Below are 15,075 nucleotides of genomic sequence, written 5' to 3'. Positions count from 1 at the left end.
TACCGGATCTTCGACGGGCCTGGACCCGCCCGTGGTCAGCCCGCCTGCGGGTCGCCGGGGGTGTACGTGACATGCACCACCTGGCCGTCCTTGCCCGCCTTGCCCAGGTCCTTGCCGTTGACGTACACGTGCACGGCCCCGGCGTTGCCGATCACCAGCTTGATCTTCTTGGCGTCGGTGAAGGTCTGGTCCTGGCCCTCCTCCAGGTTGTTCTGGAAGAGCGACTTGCCGTTGCCGTCCAGCGCCGAGACCCAGCTGGTGGCCTGCTCGGCGACCAGCTTCACGGTGACCTTGTCGGCCGGGGCGGCGGCGATCGCCGCGACGCTGGGTGCGGGGGCCGGCGGCTGGACGCTCGGCGAGGGCGCGGGGGCGACCGAGCCGGTGCCGGAGCCGGAGGGCAGCGGGGCGCTGGCGGAGCCGGTGGTCGACCCGCCGGTGGTGCCGTTGACCAGGTTGAAGCCGATCAGGGCGACCACCGCGACGATCGCGGCGACCATGGCGGCCGTCCAGTTCGGGCGGCGGCGGTCGGTGACCTTGATCGGCCCGCTGTCGATCAGCTGGGTGGGCCGCTTGAGCGCCGGGGCGCCGCCGTGGGCGGCGTCGTAGCGGGCGACCAGGCCGTCGCCGTCGATGCCGACCGCCTTGGCGATCGCCCGGATGTGGCCGCGGGCGTAGAAGTCCCCGCCGCACCGGGCGAAGTCGTCCTCCTCGATGGCATGGACGATCGGTACCCGCACGCGGGTGGCGGCACTGACCTGATCCGCCGTGAGCCCGGCGTCGATCCGGGCGGTGGCCAGCACGCGGCCGATGCTCGGGGCATCGGCCGACTGCTCCGCGGCACCGGGCACGTCGGCGGACGGCCGGGCGGCGGCTTCGCGGTTCTCGCGGTCGGGGGACTTGCCGATGGTCACTGGGCGCGCCTTTCGAGCGGATGGCCACCTGCTGGAGAACAGTCTAGGGGCGTGGGCGGATCGTTTCTCAAGCGGAACAGGCCCGAATGCGCGCACCCGCCCCGTCGGGCCGCTGACCGCCGGTCAGCCGGGGTGGTCACGGTGCCTTCCGGCCTGTGACGCGGTGCGGACCCGTCCGGTTCCCGCACCGCGCCCACCCTCCTCCGAACGAGTGAAGCGGGCCGGGTGACGCCCGCTCCGGGCGGCTGTCGTACGGTCAGCCCCGGATGGTGAGGATGACCCCGTCCAGCTCGTCCGGCTTGACCAGGACGTCGCGGGCCTTGGAGCCCTCGCTCGGGCCGACGATCCCGCGCGACTCCATCAGGTCCATCAGCCGGCCGGCCTTGGCGAAGCCGACCCGCAGCTTTCGCTGGAGCATCGAGGTCGACCCGAACTGGGTGGAGACCACCAGTTCGGCGGCCTGGATCAGCAGGTCGAGGTCGTCGCCGATCTCCTCGTCGATCTCCTTCCTCGGCCCGCCGCCGACCGTGACGTCGTCCCGGTAGACGGCCGCCAGCTGGTCCTTGCAGTGCTGGACGACCGCGGCGATCTCCGCCTCGGTGACGAACGCGCCCTGCATCCGGATCGGCTTGCTCGCGCCCATCGGCAGGAAGAGCGCGTCGCCCTTGCCGATGAGCTTCTCGGCGCCGGGCTGGTCCAGGATGACCCGGGAGTCGGCCAGCGAGGACGTCGCGAAGGCCAGCCGGGACGGCACGTTGGCCTTGATCAGACCGGTGACCACGTCCACCGAGGGCCGCTGGGTGGCCAGCACCAGGTGGATGCCGGCCGCGCGGGCGAGCTGGGTGATGCGGACCACCGAGTCCTCGACGTCGCGCGGGGCGACCATCATCAGGTCGGCCAGCTCGTCGACGATCACCAGCAGGTACGGATAGGGCGTCAGCTCGCGTTCGCTGCCGAGCGGCGGGGTGACCTTGCCGGCCCGGACCGCCGCGTTGAAGTCGTCCACGTGCCGGAAGCCGAACGCGGCGAGGTCGTCGTAGCGCAGGTCCATCTCGCGCACCACCCACTGGAGGGCCTCGGCGGCCTTCTTCGGGTTGGTGATGATCGGCGTGATCAGGTGCGGGATGCCCTCGTACGCGGTCAGCTCGACCCGCTTGGGGTCGACCAGCACCATCCGCACCTCGTCCGGGGTGGCCCGGGCGAGCACCGAGGTGATCAGGCAGTTGATGCAGGACGACTTGCCCGCGCCGGTCGCGCCGGCGACCAGGATGTGCGGCATCTTGGCGAGGTTGGCCATCACGGTGTGGCCCTCGACGTCCTTGCCCATGCCGACGACCATCGGGTGCGTGTCCTCGGCGGCCGTGCGCGAGCGCAGCAGGTCGCCGAGGTTGACCATCTCGCGGTCCCGGTTGGGGATCTCGATGCCGACCGCGGACTTGCCCGGGATCGGGCTGATGATCCGCACGTCCGGGCTGGCCACCGCGTACGCGATGTTCTTGGCGAGCGCGGTGATCCGCTCCACCTTCACGGCCGGGCCGAGCTCGACCTCGTAGCGGGTGACCGTCGGACCGCGGGTGAAGCCGGTGACCCGGGCGTCCACCTTGAACTCGGCGAAGACTCCGGTCAGCTGGGCGACGACCTCGTCGTTGAGGGCGCTGCGGGCCTTGGCCGGGCCGCCGCGCTCCAGCAGGTCCAGGGGCGGCAGCGCGTAGGTGATGTCGCCGGAGAGCTGGAGCTGCTCCATCCGGACCGGCGCGGGCCCGTGCTCCTCGGGGGCGCCGCCGCTGCGGGCGGCGGGGACGGCCGGCTCCTCCGGCGGGACGGTGCGGTCCTGCACCTGGCGCATCATGTCGGCCACCGCCGAGGACGGCGAGACGCCGTAGACCAGCGCGCCGTCGAGGTCGGCGGCGGCGCCCGCGGCGAGGTCCCGGGTGGCGTACGGGTCGAGGTCCGGGTCCTTGGCGAACACGTCGGGCACGGCGGAGGAGAGCTCCGGCTCGTCGACCTTCTTGCGCCGGCGGCGGCGCCGGCGGGCGGCGATCTCGTCGTCGGGGTCGTCGCTGTCCACGGTGTACGGCAGGGCCGACGGATCGGCGTCCTCGGGCGGCTCGGTGGACGGCTCGCGCTCCGGCGTGCGCCCCTCGGCGGCCCGGTCGGCCGGGTCGGGCTCGACCACGCCCAGCCGGACGCCGAGCGAGCGCAGCCGCTCCGGGATCCGGTTGACCGGGGTGGCGGTCACCACCAGCAGGCCGAAGAAGGCCAGCAGCAGGAGCAGCGGGACGGCGAGCGGGGGGCCGGCGGCGGCCATCATCGGGGTGGAGGCGGCCCAGCCGGCGATGCCGCCGGCCGCCCTTATCCGGGTCGCGCCGCTGCCCATCATGGGCGCGCCGCAGCCGATGTGGACCAGGCCGAGCACGCCGACCACCAGGGCGCTCAGACCGATCACGATCCGCCCGTTGGCCTCGGGGACCTCGGGGTGGCGCATCAGCCGGACGGCCATCCCGGCGAGCAGGAACGGCACCAGCACGTCCAGCCGGCCGAACAGGCCGGAGACCACGTTGGTGGCGGCCTCGCCGAGCCAGCCCTGCGGGCTGAACCAGGTGCCGGCCGCGGTGACCAGGGCGAGCGCGAGGAGCAGCAGGCCGACGCCGTCCTTGCGGTGCGCCGGGTCGAGGTTCTTCGCACCGTCACCGAAGCCGCGGAAGAGCGCGCCGACGGCGTGCGCCAGGCCGAGCCAGACGGCGCGTACGGCGCGGAGGAGTATCGGCCGGGGCGGGGGCGCCGCCGGGGCGGCCGGAGCGGCCTTCCGGGCCGCCGCCTTCTTCGCCGGGGCGGCCTTCCTGGCGGCCGGTTTGGCCGCCGGCTGCTTGGCCGGCGCCTTCGCCGCGGCCTTCTTGGACGGTCCCGGACCGGGGTTGCGTGCCGCGCTGCCGGGCGTACGTGTGGCCATGGGTCAGCAGCCTACCGGGGGCGGCGACCTGTGCACATATGCCCGAGTCGGGCGGCCGGACGTGTCGCAGACACTCCGTCATCCCGCCGCGGTTTCACTCGCACGGGTGAAGCCGAGTGGCGTTCGGCCGGAGCCGGGGGCGCGGCCGGGCCGGGCCCGGGCGGACCGGTGCCGGACCCGTGTCGCACGCACGCCGGAGCGCAAGGGGCGTGCGGGAGCCGGAGGGGGCGCGGGTGTCAGTCGGCACCCGGGCGCATCGCCTCCAGCGCCCGGCGCAGTCCGACGAGCTTGCGCTCCAGGTGCGCGGCGGTCGCGGCGGCGGCCCGGTCCTCGGTGCCGTCCAGCTGCTTGGTGAGCGCCTCGGCCTGCTCCTCCACCGAGGCCAGCCGGGCCGACAGCTCGCCGAGCAGTCCGTGGCCGACCTCGGGCTCCCCGCCGGCCTCCAGCTGCAGCCGCAGCAGCGCGGCCTGGTCCTTCAGCTGGCAGTTCTTCATGTAGAGGTCGACGAAGACCGAGACCTTGGCGCGCAGCACCCACGGGTCGAAGGGCTTGGAGATGTAGTCGACCGCGCCGGCCGCATAGCCGCGGAAGGTGTGGTGCGGACCGTGGTTGATCGCGGTCAGGAAGATGATCGGGATGTCCCGGGTGCGCTCCCGCCGCTTGATGTGCGAGGCGGTCTCGAAGCCGTCCATGCCGGGCATCTGGACGTCCAGCAGGATCACCGCGAAGTCGTCGGTGAGCAGCGCCTTGAGCGCCTCCTCGCCGGACGCCGCGCGCACCAGCGTCTGGTCCAGCGCCGAGAGGATCGCCTCCAGCGCCAGCAGGTTCTCCGGTCGGTCGTCGACCAGGAGGATCTTCGCCTTCTGCACCGCGGCCCGCCCTCCTGATGTCTGCCTGCCTGGGGAAGGCACCCGCGCACTGCCCACCACTACCCCGGTCATGCTAGCCGCACCCCCTCGCCCGGCACATCGCTCCGTCGCCGGACGATGCGGAGCCGTGCGCGCCCAGTGCTCCGGCGCACGCTCAGCACTCCGTTGCCATTCGGTCACTGTTCGCAACGATCGGTGACCCTACCCGGTTCCCGGCCCCCGCCGCCAGCAAACCGGGTCAACCGCCGGAGCGAACTCCGGAGCGGGTGGGGCCCGCACGCCCCCGCCGGTCGGCGGGGGACGCGCCCCGGCCGGTCAGGCCCGGCCGAGCCGCTGGCGCATCACGGCGAGCAGGTGGTCGGTCTCGACCGGCTTGGTGATGTGGTCGGTCGCCCCGGCCTGCAGGGACTTCTCCCGGTCCCCCTTCATCGCCTTGGCGGTCAGCGCGATGATCGGCAGCCCGGCGAACTGCGGCATCCGCCGGATCGCCTCGGTGGTCGCGTAGCCGTCCATCTCCGGCATCATGATGTCCATCAGGACCAGCGCCACGTTCTCGTGCTGCTCCAGCATCTCGATGCCCTCGCGGCCGTTCTCGGCGTACAGGACGGTCAGGCCGTGCTGTTCCAGGACGCTGGTGAGGGCGAAGACGTTGCGGACGTCGTCGTCGACGATCAGGACCTGCTCGCCGTCGAAGCGGGCCTGCGCCTTCGCGGCCGTCCGGGACGCCTGGGCGGGCGGCGCGGGCCGGTCGCTGCGGCCGGTGGCCTCCAGCGCGGCGGCCCGGCGGCGCTCCACGGCCCCGCGGCGCCGCTCCTCGGCGAGTTCGCGGACCTCCTGGGCCCAGTGCTCGGCCGGGTTCTCGCCGACCGGGACGGGCGTGCCGGCGGGGGTGACGGCGATCGCGGCGCGCGGTCCCGGGGCGTGCTGCGCGGGCTGCGGCCGGTCGCCGGCCGCGGGGGCCGCCGAGGGGCCCGCGGGGTCCGGGGCGTCGGTGCGCAGCGGCAGGTAGAGGGTGAAGGTTGAGCCCTTGCCGAGCTCGCTCTCGGCGTGGATCTCGCCGCCGAGCAGGCGGGCGATCTCCCGGCTGATCGACAGGCCCAGGCCGGTGCCGCCGTACTTGCGGCTGGTGGTGCCGTCGGCCTGCTTGAAGGCCTCGAAGATCTCCCTGAGCTTGTTGCCGGGGATGCCGATCCCGGTGTCGGAGACCGAGAAGGCGATCAGCGCGTCGTCCGGGCCGGTGATCGAGCCGGACTCCAGCAGCCGTTCGCGCACGTGCGGGGGGACCTCCGGGCCGGCCTGGCTGATCGAGAAGTCGACGGCGCCGGTGTCGGTGAACTTGACCGCGTTGGAGATCAGGTTGCGCAGCACCTGCTGGAGCCGCTGCTCGTCGGTGTGCAGGGTGACCGGCAGGGCGGGTGAGACCCGGACGGCGAAGTCGAGGTGCTTGTCGACGGCGACGGGCTGGAAGGTGGCCTCCACGTAGTCGACCAGCTGGACGAGCGCGATCCGGGCGGGGCGGACGTCCATCTTCCCGGCCTCGACCTTGGAGAGGTCGAGGATGTCGTTGATCAGCTGGAGCAGGTCGGAGCCGGCGCCGTGGATGGTGTCGGCGAACTCGACCTGCTTCGGGGAGAGGTTGCCCTCGTTGTTGTCGGAGAGCAGCTTGGCGAGGATCAGCAGCGAGTTGAGCGGGGTGCGCAGCTCGTGCGACATGTTGGCGAGGAACTCGCTCTTGTAGCGGGAGGCCAGGGCAAGCTGTTCGGCGCGCTCCTCCAGGACCTGCCGGGCCTCCTCGATCTCGCTGTTCTTGATCTCGATGTCGCGGTTCTGCTGGGCGAGTTGTTCGGCCTTCTCCTGCAACTCCTCGTTGGTGCGCTCCAGTTCCTCCTGGCGGGCCTCCAACTCGGCCGAGCGCATCGAGAGTTCCGCGGTCAGCCGCTGGGACTCCAGCAGCAGGCCCTCGGTCTTGGTGTTGACGCTGATGGTGTTGACGGTGACGCCGATCAGGTCGGCGATCTGGTTGAGGAAGTCCAGCGCGACGGTGGTGAAGGAGGAGAAGGTGGCCAGCTCGATCACCCCGAGCAGCCGGCCCTCGAAGAGCACCGGGAGCACCACGATGTGCGCGGGCGACGCCTCGCCGAGCCCGGAGGCGATCTTGAGGTAGCCGGGCGGGGCCTCCTTCACGATGATCGAGCGCTTCTCCACCGCCGCCTGGCCGATCAGCGACTCGCCGGGCCGGAAGGTGGTCGGCATCGAGCGCCGCTGGTAGCCGTAGCTGCCGATCAGCCGCAGCACGCTGTCGTTCTCGTCGTCGTCCTCGGTGACCAGTTCGGCGGTGCGACCGGCCGGCTGGGCGAGGAAGAACGCGCCGTGCTGGGCGGAGACCACCGGGGTGAGCTCGGTCATGATCAGCGAGGCGACGGCCTCCAGGTCGCGCCGGCCCTGCAGCAGGCCGGAGATCCGGGCCAGGTTGGTCTTCAGCCAGTCCTGCTCCTGGTTGGTCCGGGTGGTCTCGCGCAGGTTGGCGATCATCTGGTTGATGTTGTCCTTGAGCTCGTCGAGCTCCCCGGACGCGTCCACGTCGATCCGCAGGCTGAGGTCGCCCCGGGTCACCGCGGTGGCGACCTGGGCGATCGCGCGCACCTGCCGGGTCAGGTTGTTGGCCAGCTCGTTCACCGATTCGGTGAGGTCCTTCCAGGTGCCGGACACCCCGGGCACGCTGGCCTGGCCGCCGAGCCGCCCGTCGGTGCCCACCTCGCGGGCCACCCGGGTCACCTCGTCGGCGAACGCGGACAGCTGGTCGACCATGGTGTTGATGCTGGTCTTCAGCTGGAGGATCTCGCCGCGCGCGTCCACGTCGATCTTCTGCGACAGGTCGCCGCGGGCGACCGCCGTGATGACCAGCGCGATGTTGCGGACCTGGCCGGTCAGGTTGTTGGCCATCAGGTTGACGTTGTCGGTCAGGTCCTTCCAGATGCCGGCCACCCCCGGCACCCCGGCCTGGCCGCCGAGGATGCCGTCGGTGCCCACCTCGCGGGCCACCCGGGTGACCTCCACCGCGAAGGCCGACAGCTGGTCGACCATCGTGTTCAGGGTGCCGGCGAGCGCCGCGACCTCGCCCTGCGCCTCGATGGTGATCTTCTTGGAGAGGTCGCCGCGGGCCACCGCCGTGGCGACCTCGGCGATATTGCGCACCTGGCTGGTCAGGTTGGACGCCATGAAGTTGACGTTGTCGGTCAGGTCCTTCCAGATACCCGACACCCCGCGGACCTTCGCCTGCCCGCCGAGGATGCCCTCGGTGCCCACCTCGCGGGCCACCCGGGTCACCTCGTCGGCGAAGGCCGACAGCTGGTCCACCATCGTGTTGACGGTGGTGACCAGCTCCAGGATCTCGCCGCGCGCATCGACGGTGATCTTCTTCGAGACGTCGCCGCGGGCCACCGCCGTGGTCACCTCGGCGATGCTGCGCACCTGGTTGGTCAGGTTGTTCGCCATCAGGTTGACGCTGTTGGTGAGGTCCTTCCAGGTGCCGGAGACGCCCGGCACGCTCGCCTGGCCGCCCAGGATGCCCTCGGTGCCGACGTCCCGGGCGACCCTGGTCACCTCGTCCGCGAACGCGCCCAACTGGTCCACCATCGTGTTGATGGTGTTCTTCAGCTCCAGGATCTCGCCCCGCGCGTCCACCTGGATCTTCTGCGACAGGTCGCCCTTGGCGACGGCCGTGGTCACCTGCGCGATGTTGCGCACCTGATCGGTGAGGTTGTTGGCCATGAAGTTGACGTTGTCGGTCAGGTCCCGCCACACCCCGGCCGCACCCGGCACCTGCGCCTGGCCGCCGAGGCGCCCCTCGGTACCCACCTGGCGGGCGACCCGGGTCACCTGCTCGGCGAAGCCGGAGAGCTGGTCCACCATCGTGTTGATGGTGTTCTTCAGCTCCAGGATCTCGCCCCGCGCGTCCACCTCGATCTTCTGCGACAGGTCGCCGCGGGCCACCGCGGTCGTCACCTGCGCGATGTTGCGCACCTGGCCGGTCAGGTTGTCGGCCATGAAGTTCACCGAGTCGGTGAGGTCCCGCCAGACCCCGGCGACCCCGGGCACCTGCGCCTGACCCCCGAGCCGTCCCTCGGTGCCCACGTCCCTGGCCACCTTGGTGACCTGCGCCGCGAAGGAGTTGAGCTGGTCCACCATCGTGTTGACGGTGTTCTTCAGCTCCAGCATCTCACCGGCCACCTCGACGGTGACCTTGCGCGACAGGTCGCCCTTGGCCACCGCCGTGGTCACCTGGGCGATGTTGCGCACCTGCGCGGTCAGCCGGCCCGCCATGGTGTTGACCGAGTCCGCGAGGTCCTTCCAACTGCCGGAGACGCTGCGCACCTTGGCCTGCCCGCCGAGCTTGCCCTCGGTACCGACCTCGCGGGCCACCCGGGTCACCTCGTCGGTGAACTCCGACAGCTGGTCCACCAGCCCGTTGACCGTCCGCCCGATCCGCAGGTACTCACCGCGCAGCGGATGGCTCATCCCGTTGGAGTGCAGCGAGCGCAGCTCCATCTTCTGGTCCAGGTCGCCCTCGGCGATCGAGGTCAGCACCCGGCCGACCTCGGCCATCGGCCGCGCCAGGTCGTCGATCAGCGCGTTGCAGTTGTCGACCGCCGCCATCCAGGCGCCCTCGCCGGCCCCGGTCTCCAGCCGTTCGTTCAACCGGCCCTCGCGGCCCACCGCCCGCCGCACCCGCGCCAGTTCGCCGGTCAGGTGCTGGTTGCGCTCGGCCACCTCGTTGAACACCGCGGCGATCTCCGCCAGCGGGCCGTCGCCCGACACCGTCAGACGGCGCTTGAAGTTGCCGTCCCGCATCGCGGAGAGGGCGGCCAGCAGCTTGCGCAGCTCGGCCGGCTCGGCCCCCCGCCCGTGGCTCGTACGCCGCCCGGCCGCGCTCCGCGGCGCGGCGCCGGACCGACCGCCGCGCGGGGCGGTCGGTGTCGTACCGGTTGCGTCCTTGGTGGCCGAACTCAACGGGACCCTCCCACATCGTGAACTGTCCGGCGCCCGCCCCGCTTCCCGCGGGGACACCACCGGCGGCACTCCTGCACACCGGCGGCCCTCCCGGCCCACCGGCGCCCGCACCGACCGTACTGCCCGACCGGTCGTCGCGGACCCCCCAGTCTGGCAGGACCCGCACCGGGTATACGGCCGGTTGCGCTCGGTTGGTACCGCACCGGCCGAAACAGGTGGGGAGAATCACCCTCAGGTGCCTGTTTCGGCGCCCCGCCCCCACGGGGAACCCAGCGGAAAGTAGGGTGGAGCGCTGCACCGGGCCACGACCGGGCCTGCGCCCGCCGCCACCCCGCGGGCGCGCACGCCGACGTCGCCGCCGCACCCGGTCAGCCAGGGCCCGAGCAGAGGAGAAGTGGCAACGTGGTCACCGCGCGCGCAGCCGCCACCTTCGACCCCGACGGCCGGTCGGCCGCCGCCGCCCGCGCCTTCGTCCGGGACGCCCTGCTCGGCTGGGGCCTGCCCGAGGTCGTCGACGACGCCGTCGTCCTGGTCAGCGAACTCGTCACCAACGCCGTCGTGCACGCCGGCACCGCCGCCGAGGTCTGCTGCCTGCACGAGGACGGCACCGTCCGCATCGAGGTCACCGACCACCACCCCGAACGCGGGCTGCCCGCCCTCTCCGACGGCCCCGTCACCGCCTCCGAGCGCTACGCCGACCCCGACGGCGAAGGCGGCCGCGGCCTGCTGATGTGCTCCGCCCTCGCCAGCCGCTGGGGCGTCGAGTACGGCTCCGGCTGCAAGACCGTCTGGTTCCGCCTCGCCCTGCCCGCCCCCGTCACCGGCACCCGCTACGCCCTCCCCGCCGCGCCCGGCGGCGAACTCCCGCGCACCACCGGCCCGGTGCACGTCGCCGTCGTCCAGATCGACGACGACGGCCGCGTCCTCGCGTGGAACCCCGACGCCGAGGAGCTCTTCCACCACCGGGCCGCCGACGTCCTCGGCCGCCCCTGGGCCGACCTCGCCCTCTGGCCGCAGACCCCCGGCCGCGGCCTCGGCCTCGCCGACACCCTCCGGCTGGCCCGCTGGGAGGGCAGCTACGCCCTGCACACCGGCGCCGACACCGTCGACGTGTACGGGCTGCACGTACGCGTCCGCGACGCCGTCGGCACCCCCTCCACGCTCTGCCTGCTGGTGCGCGAGCCGGACCGCGCGGTGCTCCGCTCCCCCGCCCGCGCCCTGTCCGGCGACTCCCCCGAACCCGCCGGCACCCTCGACCTGCTCAGCGGCCCCGTCCCCGAGGACCTCGGCACCCTGCTGCAGCGCACCGTCGAACGCGCCCGCGACCTGCTCGACGCCGACGCCTCCTACCTGCTCCTCACCACCGACGACGAGACCGAGTTCGAGGTCCGCGCCGCCACCGGCCTCACCACCGGGCACCGCCGGCACACCCGCTTCCCCGTCGACGGCCCCAACCGCTACGACTCCGCCCGGCTGCCCTCCGTCCACGAGGACCTCGCCCTGCGCCCCGCCGGACTGCCCGTCCTCACCGGCAGCGGACTGCGCTCGCTGGTCACCGTCCCGCTCAAGGTCGAGGGCCGGCTCATCGGCTCCCTCGGCGTCGCCGCGGCCGCCCCCGGCCGCTACGACAACGAGGACGCGCTGCGCCTCCAGTTCGCCGCCGACCGGGTCGCGCTGGCCCTGGAGAGCGCCCGCCTCGCCGAACTCGAACGGCTGCGCCGCGGCTCGCTCTCCTTCCTCGTCGAAGCCTCCGAACTGCTGGCCGGCACCCTCGAACACGAGCAGACCCTCGCGCTGATGGCCCAGATGGCCGTCCCCACCCTCGCCTCCTGGTGCGCCGTCTACACCAACGGCGACCACGGCGCCGGCACCTCCCTGGCGTTCGTCCTGCACGAGGACGAGGACCGCATCGACCCGCTGCGCGCCCTGCTCGACAAGACCCCGGCCCCCGACCCCGACCCGGCGCCCGGCACCCGCTTCTGGACCGCCCCCACCGAGACCGCCCGCGGCAGCGGCCTCACCGACAGCCCCGAACTCGCCGGCCTGCTCGGCGAGACCGTCGTCCTGCCGCTCGCCGCCCGCAACCGGGTCATCGGCCTGCTCACCCTCGGCACCTCGGCCGGCGTGCGCTTCCGCCAGGAGATCCTCGAACTCGCCGAGGACCTCTCCCGCCGGGCTGCCCTCGCCCTCGACAACTCCCGCCTCTACTCGGAGCGCACCGCCACCAGCCAGGCCCTCCAGCGCAGCCTGCTGCCACCGGAGTTGCCCGAGATCCCGGGCGTCGAGGTGGACGTCTACTACCAGGCCGCCGGCGAGGGCAACGAGGTCGGCGGCGACTTCTACGACCTCTTCCCGATCCGCGAGGGCACCTACGGCTTCGCCATCGGCGACGTCTGCGGCACGGGCCCCGAGGCGGCCTCCGTCACCGGACTCGCCCGGCACTCCCTGCGCCTGCTCGCCCGCGAGGGCCTGGACGCCCCGCAGGTCCTCACCCGGCTCAACGCCGCCATCCTGGACGAGGGTTCGCGCAGCCGCTTCCTCACCCTGCTGTACGGCGAACTCACCCCGCTCCCCGACGGCAGCACCGAGCTCTCCCTGGTCTGCGCCGGCCACCCGCTGCCGCTGCGGCTGCGCACCGACGGACAGGTCGACCGCGCCGCGACCCCGCAGCCGCTGCTCGGAGTGATGGACGAACTGGAGCTCACCGCCGAGCGGTTGGTGCTCGAACCCGGCGAGGTCCTGCTCTGCGTCACCGACGGCGTCACCGAACGTCGCGAGGGCCGGCGGATGCTCGGCGACGACGGCCTCGCCGAGGTCCTCACCGGCTGCACCGGCCTCACCGCCGGCGCCGTCGCCCTGCGGGTCCAGCGCGCCGTCGAGCGCTTCGCCCCCGAGCCGCCCTCCGACGACATGGCGATCCTCACCCTGCGGGTCCCCGCCCAGCGCACGGGCTGAGCCGGGGCCGTCCGGGGTCGGCGGCGGGCCGTGGGCGGACGGGTCTGCCGGCCGGTACCGGAAGCGGCCGGTTCGCGAACACACGGACGTCAAGCCTGAGCGTTCCACAGCTGACGACGCCACAAATTGTGCGATTCACAAGGGTACAAGCCTGTTCGGCCGGGTACACCGATCTCACACCGATCCCACCGGGGAATCCCCCCGGCGGGGACACCCGCCGACAGCAGCGCTGCCGGCCCATCACCTGACCGCAGCCGCACGCACGCCCCGAGCCGTGCGTCCTCGGCACGGTCGCGCGCACCCTCTCCCTCTCGCACGCTCGCTCGTCCGAGCCACACGAGTCACACTGCTGCGCCCCCACGCGCCCCCAGAGTGAAAGGAGCCTCCGGTGAGCAACGAAGCTACCGGGGCAACCGCCCGATCCACCGGAGCCGACGCAGGTAACCTCGGCTACCTCGCACTCGGCCTGACTCTCCTCGCCTTCGGCCTGCTCTCCACCGGGATCTTCAGTGGCACCGGGGTCAAGAACGCGGCCGGTGTCGCCCATGTTGTCGGTGGTCTCACCCTCTTCGTCGCCGGGATCTGGCAGCTGCGCGGGGGCGAGGCCTTCACCGGCACCGCCTTCACCAGCCTCGGCGCGTTCTGGGCCGCCTGGTCCCAGGCGGCCGGCACGAGCAAGAACGCCGCGGGTCTCTTCCTGCTCCTCTGGGCCCTGCTGGCGCTCACCCTCGCCCTGGCGAGCTGGAACTCCGGCCTGTTCAGCCGGGCCGTCTACGGCCTGCTGACCGTCGCCCTGGTACTCGCCGCGCTCGGCGTCCTCAACGAGTCCGGCGGGCTCGGCAAGGCCGCCGGCTGGGTCGCCGCGGCGTCCGGCGCGGCGTCCTGGTACTGGGCCACGGCCAACCTCACCAACAGCGGCTGGGGCCGGGAGGCCCTGCCCGTGAAGTGACCGCACAGCGGAAGGGCCGGCCCTCCCCGGAGGAGTGCCGGCCCTTCTGCGCATCCTCGCGGGTTCCCCGTGGCTTCCTCGTGGCTTCCTCGTGGCCTTCGCGCGGGGGTCGGCGGGCGCTCCGCTGCCCGTACGCCGGGCCCGGGCCGCTCAGCGCGCGGCTGTGGCCGCCGTGGTCCCCGGCCCGGTCCCGGCTGCCGTCCCCGTGCCCGTCCCCGCGCCCACGGACGGGGCAGGGGCGTCCTGCCGCCTCCGGGCCCCGCGCAGGGCGAGCAGCCGAGCCCCGTAGGCCTGCGCCGCGTACGCCAGCAGCAGGATCGCCACCGCCACCAGGCCGTCCGCCCAGAAGTGGTTCGCCGTGACGACGACCACCACGACCGTGAGCACCGGGTGCAGCACCATCAGCCAGCGCAGCGGGCTCGCCGACACCTTCACCACGGCGACCGCCGCCAGGACGCACCACGCGACGTGCACCGAGGGCATCGCCGACAGCTGCGCGGCCACCACCCCGCCCACCGCGCCGCCGTACACCGACTGCCCGTACTCCAGCGCCACGTCGACGAACCCGTTCTCCGGCAGCATCCTGGGCGGCGCCACCGGGATGAACTGCACCAGCAGGCAGATCGCCGTGGTGATCACCACCGTGTTCCGCACCCAGCCGTAGCGGTCCCGGTGCCGCAGGAAGACCCAGAGCAGCACCCCGAGCATCACCGAGAAGTGCATGACCGCGTAGTAGTAGTTCGCCGCCTTCACCAGCACCGGGTACGGCGTCACCGCGGCCTGCCAGACCGCCTCGTCCGGCAACCCGAAGGCCAGCTCCGTCCGGTGGATCCAGTCGGCCCGGTCCAGCGCGTGCTCGGTGCTCATCAGCGACAGGTGGCCGACCAGCTGCCAGAGCGTGAACAGGGCCAGCAGCGTGCCGGCCTCCCGTAGCAGGGCTGCGACACCGCTCCGCTGTATCCGCGCGGCCGCGTACGAGGCGCCGTAGAGCGCAACCGAGGCTCCTCCGGCGGACTGCCACGTAAGGGTCAGATTCTGCACTGGCCGCGCCTCTCGCCGTACTCGGGGCTTGCTGGCCGAGAGGGTAACGCAAAAACGCCCCCTCCCGTACGGGAGGGGGCGTTTTTGGAATGATTGTTCGGCGGCGTCCTACTCTCCCACAGGGTCCCCCCTGCAGTACCATCGGCGCTGTGAGGCTTAGCTTCCGGGTTCGGAATGTAACCGGGCGTTTCCCTCACGCTATGACCACCGAAACACTATGAAACTGTCAACCGCACCCCACCCAGGCCATGGGCAGGGGGTCGTTGTTTCAGAACAACACAGTGGACGCGAGCAACTGAGGACAAGCCCTCGGCCTATTAGTACCGGTCAACTCCACCCATTACTGGGCTTCCATATCCGGCCTATCAACCCAGTCGTCTACTGGGAGCC

Annotated in this window: 7 protein-coding genes and 2 rRNA genes; 2 read left to right on the top strand and 7 right to left on the bottom strand. The window is 72.5% G+C overall.

The genetic code is table 11. The features are described 5' to 3' along the window. Positions 1-35: 35 nt before the first annotated feature. The 4 genes from ACWGB8_RS07045 to ACWGB8_RS07030 form a co-directional block, all read right to left on the bottom strand. A complete protein-coding gene (locus ACWGB8_RS07045; protein ID WP_452211036.1) occupies positions 36-911 on the bottom strand; it encodes a helix-turn-helix domain-containing protein in 876 nt (291 codons plus the stop codon). 256 nt (positions 912-1,167) lie between these two features. Further along, a complete protein-coding gene (locus ACWGB8_RS07040) occupies positions 1,168-3,861 on the bottom strand; it encodes a DNA translocase FtsK (RefSeq protein WP_452211034.1) in 2,694 nt (897 codons plus the stop codon). A 236-nt stretch (positions 3,862-4,097) separates the two neighbouring features. Then, positions 4,098-4,730 carry a response regulator gene (locus ACWGB8_RS07035; RefSeq protein ID WP_452211032.1) on the bottom strand — a complete coding sequence of 211 codons (633 nt, stop codon included), beginning with the start codon at positions 4,728-4,730 and terminating at the stop codon, positions 4,098-4,100. A 315-nt stretch (positions 4,731-5,045) separates the two neighbouring features. Continuing rightward, complete coding sequence (locus ACWGB8_RS07030; RefSeq protein WP_452211122.1) at positions 5,046-9,581, bottom strand: HAMP domain-containing protein; 4,536 nt, start codon at positions 9,579-9,581, stop codon at positions 5,046-5,048. A 561-nt stretch (positions 9,582-10,142) separates the two neighbouring features. Here ACWGB8_RS07030 and ACWGB8_RS07025 point away from each other — a divergent pair. Then, a complete protein-coding gene (locus ACWGB8_RS07025; RefSeq protein WP_452211030.1) occupies positions 10,143-12,695 on the top strand; it encodes a SpoIIE family protein phosphatase in 2,553 nt (850 codons plus the stop codon). A gap of 388 nt (positions 12,696-13,083) precedes the next feature. After that, on the top strand, positions 13,084-13,644 hold the full coding sequence (locus tag ACWGB8_RS07020) for an acetate uptake transporter (protein WP_452211029.1): 561 nt from the start codon (positions 13,084-13,086) through the stop codon (positions 13,642-13,644). A gap of 150 nt (positions 13,645-13,794) precedes the next feature. Here ACWGB8_RS07020 and ACWGB8_RS07015 read toward each other — a convergent pair whose 3' ends face one another. The 3 genes from ACWGB8_RS07015 to ACWGB8_RS07005 form a co-directional block, all read right to left on the bottom strand. Continuing rightward, positions 13,795-14,685 (bottom strand): phosphatase PAP2 family protein, encoded by an 891-nt coding sequence (locus tag ACWGB8_RS07015; protein WP_452211027.1) that lies wholly within the window; start codon positions 14,683-14,685, stop codon positions 13,795-13,797. A 95-nt stretch (positions 14,686-14,780) separates the two neighbouring features. Then, positions 14,781-14,897: ribosomal RNA gene (rrf, locus tag ACWGB8_RS07010) — 5S ribosomal RNA — on the bottom strand. Positions 14,898-14,982: 85 nt separating this feature from the next. Beyond that, positions 14,983-15,075, bottom strand: a 23S ribosomal RNA gene (locus ACWGB8_RS07005); the annotation flags it as partial.

The sequence above is a fragment of the Kitasatospora sp. NPDC054939 genome (assembly GCF_053610105.1).
Note: the sequence above shows the minus strand (reverse complement) of the source record. Positions and strands in the feature narration are given on the sequence as shown.

Coding starts and splice junctions, on each gene's coding strand:
- ACWGB8_RS07040 (WP_452211034.1), bottom strand. CDS start 3,861: ATGGCCACACGTACGCCCGGCAGCGCGGCACGCAACCCCGGTCCGGGA.
- ACWGB8_RS07030 (WP_452211122.1), bottom strand. CDS start 9,581: ATGCGGGACGGCAACTTCAAGCGCCGTCTGACGGTGTCGGGCGACGGC.